9 protein-coding genes are annotated in these 9,028 nt (G+C 43.9%); 5 read left to right on the top strand and 4 right to left on the bottom strand.

Translation table 11 applies throughout. The annotated features are described in order from the left end of the window. Window positions 1–532: 532 nt before the first annotated feature. The 3 genes from F6K37_RS24790 to F6K37_RS24780 all read right to left on the bottom strand — a co-directional run bounded on the left by F6K37_RS24790 (window position 533) and on the right by F6K37_RS24780 (window position 3,858). Window positions 533–1,540: an alpha/beta hydrolase gene (locus F6K37_RS24790; protein ID WP_287252804.1), complete on the bottom strand. Its 1,008-nt coding sequence runs from the start codon at window positions 1,538–1,540 to the stop codon at window positions 533–535. Between the two features lie 506 nt (window positions 1,541–2,046). Next, window positions 2,047–2,598: an RNA ligase family protein gene (locus F6K37_RS24785; protein ID WP_008181664.1), complete on the bottom strand. Its 552-nt coding sequence runs from the start codon at window positions 2,596–2,598 to the stop codon at window positions 2,047–2,049. Between the two features lie 1,122 nt (window positions 2,599–3,720). Further along, entirely contained in the window at window positions 3,721–3,858 is a 138-nt protein-coding gene (locus F6K37_RS24780) for a hypothetical protein (protein ID WP_158026238.1), read from the bottom strand. 52 nt (window positions 3,859–3,910) lie between these two features. On the opposite strand from F6K37_RS24780, the gene F6K37_RS24775 reads away from it, so the two are divergent. The 4 genes from F6K37_RS24775 (at window position 3,911) to F6K37_RS24760 (ending at window position 7,054) form a co-directional block, all read left to right on the top strand. Beyond that, complete coding sequence (locus F6K37_RS24775; protein WP_044492511.1) at window positions 3,911–4,159, top strand: hypothetical protein; 249 nt, start codon at window positions 3,911–3,913, stop codon at window positions 4,157–4,159. After that, window positions 4,156–4,560, top strand: a complete 405-nt coding sequence (gene vapC / locus F6K37_RS24770) for a type II toxin-antitoxin system tRNA(fMet)-specific endonuclease VapC (protein ID WP_008181669.1) — start codon at window positions 4,156–4,158, stop codon at window positions 4,558–4,560. The genes F6K37_RS24775 and vapC overlap by 4 nt, the downstream gene beginning before the upstream one ends. Before the next feature lie 84 nt (window positions 4,561–4,644). Continuing rightward, on the top strand, window positions 4,645–6,942 hold the full coding sequence (locus tag F6K37_RS24765; protein WP_071103057.1) for an ArnT family glycosyltransferase: 2,298 nt from the start codon (window positions 4,645–4,647) through the stop codon (window positions 6,940–6,942). Next, window positions 6,899–7,054: a hypothetical protein gene (locus tag F6K37_RS24760; protein ID WP_287252797.1), complete on the top strand. Its 156-nt coding sequence runs from the start codon at window positions 6,899–6,901 to the stop codon at window positions 7,052–7,054. The genes F6K37_RS24765 and F6K37_RS24760 overlap by 44 nt, the downstream gene beginning before the upstream one ends. 127 nt (window positions 7,055–7,181) lie before the next feature. On the opposite strand, the gene F6K37_RS24755 is transcribed toward F6K37_RS24760, so the two are convergent. Beyond that, window positions 7,182–7,940, bottom strand: a complete 759-nt coding sequence (locus F6K37_RS24755) for a cation diffusion facilitator family transporter (RefSeq protein ID WP_008181676.1) — start codon at window positions 7,938–7,940, stop codon at window positions 7,182–7,184. 709 nt (window positions 7,941–8,649) lie between these two features. On the opposite strand from F6K37_RS24755, the gene F6K37_RS24750 reads away from it, so the two are divergent. Then, on the top strand, window positions 8,650–8,865 hold the full coding sequence (locus F6K37_RS24750; RefSeq protein ID WP_044492515.1) for a hypothetical protein: 216 nt from the start codon (window positions 8,650–8,652) through the stop codon (window positions 8,863–8,865). Window positions 8,866–9,028 lie beyond the last annotated feature (163 nt).

Below are 9,028 nucleotides of genomic sequence, written 5' to 3'. Positions count from 1 at the left end.
TTGATCCGGAATAAATTAGAAATGGGTAAGCCAAATCAAACTAATAGATTGGTTGAGATAAAATTGAACAAAAAAAATCCCCAGCGGGTAGCTGAGGGATGAGTCAGGGTGCATCTACTATTTCTTATTACTTCATTACTCTATCTCGATCCGGAAGAAATTAGAAATGGGTAAGCCAAATCAAACTAATAGATTGGTTGAGACAAGAGTGAACAAAAAAAATCCCCAGCGGGTAGCTGAGGAATGAGTCAGGGTGCATCTACTATTTCTTAATCCTTCATTGCTCTATCTCGATCCGGAAGAAATTAGAAATGCTTACGCTAAGGAGACAGCCAAGATGGCTATTCCACATAGAACTGATAGATTAGTTGAGACAAAATTGAACAAAAAAAAATCCCCAGCGGGTAGCTGAGGGATGAGTCAGGGTGCATCTACTATTTCTTAATCCTTGATTGATCTATCTCGATCCGGAACAATATGGCAAAACAGGTCTGCTCTACTAACCATGGGGCAAGCGGGGGATTGACGTTATTTACAAATCCTCCCAGGTCTCCTCAAGAAACTCCATAATCCGTTGGTCAACCGACATCTTTGAACCGTCTCCAGAGAGGCTGGTTGCGCCTGAAGTGTAGAAGTGGCCGAAGGCGGGGACCCAGGCAAAGGTATATCGAACACCAACTTCCTTGTAATGCTCAATCAGAATGGGCATTGAAACGAAATAGCCTTCCAGGTCGTTCTGGCCTTGGAACAGGAGGATCGGCGGGCTATCCGATGATTCTGTTACCGTGTTGAGGATGTCGAAGCCAAGGATACTACCCGACAGCAAGAAAGCAGCTGCCACCGGTTCGTGCATACCATGGGCGACGTTCAAAGTTGTTAAGGCTCCGGCAGAAAATCCACCGAGGACAATGCGCTCTGGATCGATATTGTACGTTTCAGCTGAGTTGCGGATATGGTTGACGGCGGTACGTAGATCTTCGGCAGCCGACAGCACCCCATCGGTGATAAGTTTCATGTCTTCAGGATCGCTAGGATCCAGGGGATCGAGGTCCATTATTTTACGAACCTTATTCAGCTGATCGATCATGATTTCGACGTTCGTCATGTCGATATCCTCTGGCGGGTAGTCCGACGCTACTGGGTTGTCAGGTATCAGTCGATAAGTGATTGCGAAGCAAACGTAGCCCCGCGTTGCAAACTTTCGGCAATAATCCCCCGGGGAGGTGTCTTGCGCGCCACCTTCGTCGTAGGTGTAGCGTGGACTGCCACGATGGAACGAGCCGCCGTGGGTAAAAATGACAGCGGGTCGTGGTTTTTCTTCCGTTTTTTCTTCCGTGTCTTCAAGGGGCTCGTAGACATCCATCCACAAGTCGAGATCATCCAATTCACCGTCTTCTTTGATAACATCCCCTTGGCCGTAGATCACCTCTGGCGTGACCTTGTAGTCAAGCATGGATCGGCTTTCAGCTAATGCAGGAGCTTGAAACAACATCCACAAACACAGACAAATTAAAGCAAACAAAGCAGTAAACTTTCTCATCAGCACTCCTAATGACCTAGAGGTATAACGATTCAGAAAAAATCAATACAACTGAATCTCCCTGGAACATAGTAAATCATTTAAGGAAACTGATCAACCCACATTCCGCACCCCCCAGTGCCAGCCATGTTGGTTTGATAATAATTCTTTTTGATAGTAGTTATGTACTACTGTGATTCCTCATTTTTTAGTTTCCAGATATTGGGGTCGAGATACGTACAATATTAGCCATTAGGCTGGAAACCCCCTCTCCGAAATGGTTTGACAACTCTTGTTTCAAAACGCGATCGCATTGATCAGGACTGATAGATTGGTTGAGACAAGATTAAACAAAAAAAATCCCCAGCGGGTAGCTGAGGGATGAGTCAGGGTGCATCTACTATTTCTTAATCCTTCATTGCTCTCTCTAGATCCGGAAGAAATTAGAACTGATAGATTGGTTGAGACAAGATTGAATAACAAAAATATCCAGCGGGATGTCAAAGGCAATGATAATCAATCGTCAATCAGAAGTCTTTGCATTTAATTTTTGCTTGGCGTCCATCCTCGTGGCGAAAGACAATTCCTTCTGCCCTGCACCCAGGGGAATACAAACTTTCTAGATCTGTTAATGCGTCTCTTAGTTCGTTGAAGGTTCTAGCAATATTCTCAAACACAGGAGCTTGTAAGTTAAACAGTACGCAAATATGTTCCTTTAGCTTTAATGGGTTACCCTGAATTTTTGGTCCCAAAGCTTCCGCACAATGTTTCCCATCCGGTACGTCAGATAGATCTGTGTTTCTCATCGCTTCAAAGATCCATTGATCAGCTGGATCGTCCGAGTTAGCATCTACATACCAACCATCTTGTATGCCAAGCTGTTTTTGTTTCTTGGTTGGATTACGCCGTTTTTCTAAATGTATACATTTGCCAGAAACCACACTTAAGCGTACATTAGTTCCATCAAGTTTTTCCGTAGCTATTCCTTCGCCAGCGATCACCCACTCGCAACCTGAGCGCACTTTGTTAATAACCTTAAAATTATCTCCCCGTTCAAAAATTGTTGGAATTTTTTTCATAACTCTGACACCAAATTTCAAGAGGGCAATTGCTACACCTCTGTTCACCTTAGACTAGACACCTTACTATGGAATCGATAACAGGATGGGTTATCCCTTTTTCTTCCGCTTACCCTGGCTGAGGGATGAGTCAGGGTGCATCTACTATGTCTTAATCCTTTATCGGTCGATCTTAATCCGGAACAATTTAGAAACCCGTTCGCGTAGCGGGGCAAAACCCATCGCATTGATCAGGAGTGCATTTCTCAAAAGTGATAGATTACTTGAGACAAAATTGAACAAAAAAAATCCCCAGCGATTAGCTGAGGGATGAGTCAGGGTGCATCTACTATTTCTTAATCCTTGATTGGTTTCTCTCGATCCGGAAGAATTTAGAAATGGGTAAGCCAAATAAAACTGATAGATTGTTTGAGACAAGATTAAACAAAAAAAATCCCCAGCGGATAGCTGAGGGATGAGTCAGGGTGCATCTACTATTTCTTAATCCTTCATTGCTCTATCTAGATCCGGAAGAATTTAGAAATGGGTAAGCCAAATAAAACTGATAGATTGTTTGAGACAAGATTAAACAAAAAAAATCCCCAGCGGATAGCTGAGGGATGAGTCAGGGTGCATCTACTATTTCTTAATCCTTCATCGGTCGATCTAGATCCGGAACAATTTAGAAATGGGTAAGCCAAATAAAACTGATAGATTGGTTGAGACAAAATTGAACAAAAAAAATCCCCAGCGGATAGCTGAGGAATCAGTCAGGGTGCATCTACTATTTCTTAATCCTTCATGGCTCTATCTAGATCCGGAAGAATTTAGAAATGCTTAGGCCAAGGAGACAGCCAAGATGGCTATTCCACATAGAACTAATAGATTGGTTGAGACAAGATTGAAAAAAAAAATCCCCAGCCGGTAGCTGAGGGATCAGTCAGGGTGCATCTACTATTTCTTATTCCTTCATTGCTCTCTCTAGATCCGGAAGAATTTAGAACTGATAGATTGGTTGAGACAAAATTGAACAAAAAAAATCCCCAGCGGGTAGCTGAGGGATTAGTCAGGGTGCATCTACTATTTCTTAATCCTTGATTGCTCTCTCTAGATCCGGAAGAAATTAGAAATGGGTAGGCCAAATCAAAAGGCAAGTTGTGAAACCGTTTGACCTTGATGTAAAAAACCTACCCCTTTCAGCCACACTTCCCTGTCTCTCCTCTGCCCCCACACATCCCACACCTCCCACAAGACCCACACTTCCCGGACGAAGTAGCTCACCCAATTTAGAACTGCTATAAACTTGGATAAGTTCTATAACGCAGAAAGCACGATGGAAAGCATTAAAGTAATCTCCCATGTGGGGTCTGATGGTATTTTACATCTGGACGTTCCAGTAGGGATAACGAACGAAGAATTAGAAGTTATGGTGGTTTTTAATCCATTAAAATCATCCTTAAAACTAGAAACACCCCAAGGCTGGATGCCTGGTTTTTTTGAGGAAGTAATTGGGGGTTGGGCGGGAGAACCGTTAGAGCGGGGGAAGCAAGAAGAGTTTGAAACCAGGGAGAGTCTATTTTGAGCTACCTTTTGGATACCAATGTTTGCATTCGGCTGTTGAACAATACCAGTCCGGCGGTGACATCTCGCCTTGCTACCGAACAACCAGAGAATATTTTTATCAGCTCCATAACCGAGATGGAGTTATATTACGGTGCTTATCGTAGTACCAAACAGTCAATAAATTTAGCACTTTTGCAACGATTTTTCAGTCAGTTTACGATTCTACCGTTAGACAGCAATCCTGCCAGAATAGCAGGACAAATCCGGGCTGATTTAGCAGCTATGGGAACACCAATCGGACCTTATGATTTACAAATCGCTGCGATCGCCCTTGCTAATAATTTAATTGTGGTTACTCATAATACGGCTGAATTTAGCAGAGTTCGTGGACTACAAATTGAAGATTGGGAGCTGGACTAGCTTTTAAGCAAATACTACTAGAGGAAGTTGACAAATATGGCAATTAGGGTGTAATATACAAACCCATCATTTACCTTAACCATTGTGTTGAAGCATCAACCATTAGCCCGGATCAGCTCTGCTACTACTAGCTGGAGTGACGTGATGGTATTACTATTGGGGTTGCTGGTTTTAATTCATGGCTTGGGTGGATATGGATTGTATGAACCCCACGAGGGTCACTTCGGCGGCGTTGCCCATGAAATGCTGTTACGTGGGGATTGGATTACGCCTCATCTCAACGGTTCACCCTACCTGAATAAACCCCCATTACTTTATTGGCTGATAGCAACCAGTACGACCCTATGGGGTTCCACAGAGTACGCAGCACGGCTCCCTCTAGCCATTATCGGTTGGCTTGGTGCGATAGTTGCCTGGAAATGGGCGCGAGAACTCTGGAATCCTACCGCTGGTCGTCTAGCAGCTTTAATGCTTTGCTCGACTACTGGCTGGTTTGTGTTTACCCACCAGATTCTGATCGATGTACTCTTGGCCACCTTGCTCTTAGCTACCTATTATTGCTTGTGGCGGTTAGAGAGGGCACCTCACTGTTGGATCTACTGGTTAAGTCTGTATAGTCTTTTAGGATTGTGTGTCTTAACCAAAGGGCCAGTATTCCTAGGATTTCCCCTGATTGGTTGTTTAGCGATCGCATTTAGACAACGGAGCTGGAGACTATTCCAGCAATTGCGAATTCGGCTAGGAATAATCGTGACCTCTCTAGTAACCTTGCCATGGTTTATGGCAGTAGAACAGGCTAACCCAGGCTTTTTCCACTACTTTCTGTTCAACGAAAATCTCAAGCGGATAGCGGATACCCGATGGCCACCAGATTATGAAGTATCTAAAGTCAGTGCCATAGGCTATTTAGTTGTAACAGCAATCTGGTGCCTACCGTGGATAGTGGTACTACCCCAAGCACTCTATAGCGCTTGGCAGGACTACTGGCCAAACTACTCCCGAAACTACTTGCCAAGGTACTCACCAAACTACTCAGATAGTAGCCAACAACCCAATAGTTACCGCTACACAAACCAAAACTGCCATCCCTGCTTTGAGACCTCAGTAGGGTTATCCGATTCCTATTGGGACCCGAAGCAAGAAGGGAGGGAGCTAGGGTTTAGGGAAGCTTCCAGTGACCAGACTTTCACAAATTCCAGGTCATCAGGGATATTGCTCCTAGTCATTGCGGCAACACTGCCTATCGTCGCCTTTCTTCCCCTATCGTCTCGTTTAGTATATTACAGTATTCCTAGTATCCCACCCCTAATTATCCTATGTGCTGGTTGGTGGTCTCGTTGCCAAGACCAGAAGCAGAGACAGGGGCGAATTGCAGCAGCGGTCAGCTTCTGTAGTTTAGGTGTTATTTCCGGGTTAGTGGGGATTAGTGCTAGGCTTTGGAATCCCAATTGGGTCAGCAAATTAGCAGAATTATCCAACTATCGAGACTTCGATGGCATAATTTATGCGATCGCACTCTGGTTTAGTAGTGGTTTTCTGATTGGTGGCATTTTCCTGCTGCTGAAACGTGCCAAGTCAGCATCCGTCTCTATTTTCCTCAGCTTCTTCTTCGTTTATGTCACATTTACCCATAGTTTTACCACTCTCCAAGACATCCGTTCCGCCAAAACCCTGATTGAAACGGCTAATCCTGTCTTAGGACTATCCACGCTCTGGACATTTGAAGGGTCACGAGAACTAGGAGCTGCTGGTGCTATGAGCTACTACCTCAACCAAGACCATAGACATCTTGCAGAAATCGGGAACAGGGAACAGGGAACAGGGAACAGGGGAGAAGAATTGACGAAAACAGTATCAAGACAATACGTTTGCCAAAGGTCTAATCATAAATTCAACCAAGTAGTACTAAAGCCAGGGACTAAAGAAGAACCGAAAAATTTCCCCTCCTCCCTGTCTTGCCCATCTTTCGATCTTCCAGCGGGTTGGGCTAAAGGCAAAGATAATACAGCCTATCGGATCGTACTCGTTCTGACAGATAGTGGCTTCAATCGTTTACCCCCTGAATTTCCAGGACCAAAACCGCAATACGGGATTACTAAACAGAAACTTCAGGAATATTGGGATAGCTCCCGTCCAGTAGTCTTTGTCACGGATTTCCTGGGCCAGCCTGGTGATAATTTAGATGATTTATCAGTGTCTGGCAAATCAGGAAAAGTCCCAAGAGCAGACAGTCAACACTTGTCAGATCATCCAGCAACGATGCAACACCCCGAGAGCAACCTTAACTTACCTAAGCATGTTGGTGAACCCTTGCTAGTGGTTGAACCAAGGAAGCTTTATGGAAACGCTGCTGCTAGAGAAATTTGGTTGGCATCGCAGTAAGCATTCAGCTATCAGCCGTCAGCTATCAGTTATCAGCTATCAGCTATCAGCTATCAGTTATCAGCTTTCAGCTTTCAGCTTTCAGCTTATGGGCTACGTCACAGGCTTCTAGCCTGTGCCACAAAGCTGACGGCTGACGGCTGACCGCTGACCACTGACCGCTGACCGCTGACCGCTGAATGCTTACCTAAAAATTCACGAAAAATATCAGATCAAATTCAATAACTGTCCAGGAATTTTCAATCCTCTTTGAGTTTTATCAAAGACACTAAATCGGTCTTTCCTAACTCTAGCCAGCCTGACTGTTGAGGGAGTTTTTCTATCGCCATCGTCTTAGTTGTTGATGATTCCCTAAATAATTTTTCCAGAGTTTGCTGCAGTAGAGGAAGAGTACTTAAGCCAATCAAAATAGCTACACTAAAGCTGATGATCGCATCCGCCTGAGGCCAGTTGAAAATCCCAACTGCTAAAGCAGCTATTATCGTGCCGATTGAGCTAACTACGTCCGCCAGTACGTGCAAAAACGCACCACGCAAATTGATATCTTGCTCGGTATTTTCCCCTAGCCAATAGAGGTTAATGCTGTTGATCACTACGCCAATTAACGCAGTGACTAGCATCGGCAAACTGAGGATTTCCTCAGGTGTCCCTTGCAGATGGGCGATCGCTTCTCGCCCAATCCATACAGACATAGCCACTAGACCGATACTATTGATCAGACCAGCTAAAACTTCAATTGGTTGATTGCTCATTTGCTTTCGAGACTTCGAGGAGCGTTGAGCCAGCCATGCAGCAAGCAAAGCAATACTCATTGCTACAATATCTGCCAGCATGTGAGCGGAATCAGCTTTGAGAGTTAAACTGTGGCTAACAAAGCCCACAACCATTTCGAGTAAAGCAAAGATTGTGATTAATACAATCACCCTCTTCAACCGCTGAACTTTACCCAGAGATACGCTGGTCTGGCACAAACAACCTAATCTGTTGCAATTGAGCATAGTTTCAATAACTTTGGTTAGTCAACTGGGAAAATAGTCTTGCCTCGGAAAATCGTTTCCTGCACCTCGATATCAATGATATCCATTGGCTCAACCTCCATGGTATGTTCATAAATAATAACAAAATATGAAACAAATATTGTCATAGATATTTCCCTGATTAATTTTTCTGTAGCGACCGCAATTATTTGCCTACTACAACGTGATTTTTATCTGAATTAAAACTTGTGAACACAAGTTTATTCAATGTTTTAAACACTAATTCATACTGTTGTCAAGCTCATGACGTCTTCCAACAATATGAGCCTCAAATACCATATAGCAAAACAAGTTTTTTTGTCAAGCTTTAGCTTTCTTTAAAAATTGCATTTTAAGGAATTAGATTTGAGATAGTACCAAAGTCTATAAACGCTTTACTATGCTTAACTTCCCGCCGTTTAAGTTACCTCAAAAAGTTGATAACATCACTACTTTATTAATTAAATTTTCACAACTAATTAGCATAGTCAGTACGTAAAACACCGTCAGGCGAACAACAAAAATACTCTGACGCTACTCCCAAATTAGTTTTTTAAGTTTTTTAACGGTTGAATCCTATTTAAAGTTTTTGTGTTATCTTAAAAGTAAGGAGATACAAAGAAGCCAGCGCAAAGATTACACGACTGGCGCTGGCTTCTGGGTCCTCCCCTTAGACAAGGAGATAAATCCTATGTTAAAACCAATTCACCCTGATGGTGAGGGTCACCCCTACCACGAAAACGATGCTCGGTACGAGCCGCTATGGGATGCTCGGTACGAGCCGCTACGCGATCGCATTCCCTCGAAACCCCATGATCACCAACTTGACTGGGGTACTGAACTAGCCATCACCGTACTGGCCCCGGCACAAGACATAGAAACTCTAGCAGTAGAGGACGCCTTATGAAAAAGCCCCGTCCTCTAACCGAAAAAGACCGAGCCTTAATCCAGCGCTACAGTAACTGCCAAATTGCTATGACACCACAACAGGTGCGCTTGACCTTGGCGACGCTTTGATAATCACATCAAAGACATACTTGTTCTGCTCCATCAGTAGGGTCGCCTTTTCA

The sequence above is a fragment of the Moorena sp. SIO4E2 genome (assembly GCF_010671945.1).
GTDB lineage: Bacteria > Cyanobacteriota > Cyanobacteriia > Cyanobacteriales > Coleofasciculaceae > Moorena > Moorena producens.
This window is presented reverse-complemented; position numbering and strand designations above follow the sequence as displayed.

Excerpts from the sequence above, each read along its gene's own strand:
- F6K37_RS24790 (WP_287252804.1), bottom strand. The coding sequence starts at position 1,540 with ATGAGAAAGTTTACTGCTTTGTTTGCTTTAATTTGTCTGTGTTTGTGG.
- F6K37_RS24785 (WP_008181664.1), bottom strand. The coding sequence starts at position 2,598 with ATGAAAAAAATTCCAACAATTTTTGAACGGGGAGATAATTTTAAGGTT.
- F6K37_RS24775 (WP_044492511.1), top strand. The coding sequence starts at position 3,911 with ATGGAAAGCATTAAAGTAATCTCCCATGTGGGGTCTGATGGTATTTTA.
- F6K37_RS24760 (WP_287252797.1), top strand. The coding sequence starts at position 6,899 with ATGGAAACGCTGCTGCTAGAGAAATTTGGTTGGCATCGCAGTAAGCAT.
- F6K37_RS24755 (WP_008181676.1), bottom strand. The coding sequence starts at position 7,940 with ATGCTCAATTGCAACAGATTAGGTTGTTTGTGCCAGACCAGCGTATCT.
- F6K37_RS24750 (WP_044492515.1), top strand. The coding sequence starts at position 8,650 with ATGTTAAAACCAATTCACCCTGATGGTGAGGGTCACCCCTACCACGAA.